This window comes from Roseateles sp. AC306 (assembly GCF_979253795.1).
Genome location: NZ_CEEDEB010000150.1, coordinates 1 through 236, shown reverse-complemented (window position 1 = coordinate 236; position 236 = coordinate 1). Strand labels below are relative to the sequence as shown.

The window sequence follows — 236 nt, the reverse complement described above, 5'->3', positions numbered from 1 at the left end:
CTCCCCGACGGCAGCGGCGGCGTGGACGGCTGCACCTTCGACTACATGCGCGACCTCGAGCTGTATCCCAAGTCCAAGAAGAGCAGCCTCTTCACCCGCGGCGTGTTCAACCTGGGCGGTGGTCACCAGGTCTTCGCCGAGGCGTCATTGGCGCGCGCGCGCACCTTCGACACGGGCACGCCGAACCGCGTCGATGCCGAGATGGACGTGTCGCTGGTGCCGGCACTGAAGAACAC

1 protein-coding gene is annotated in these 236 nt (G+C 66.9%); it reads left to right on the top strand.

The features are described 5' to 3' along the window. Nucleotides 1–236, top strand: a 236-nt coding sequence (locus AC0IZJ_RS28765) for a hypothetical protein (RefSeq protein ID WP_471855699.1), incomplete at both ends; no start/stop codon positions are given.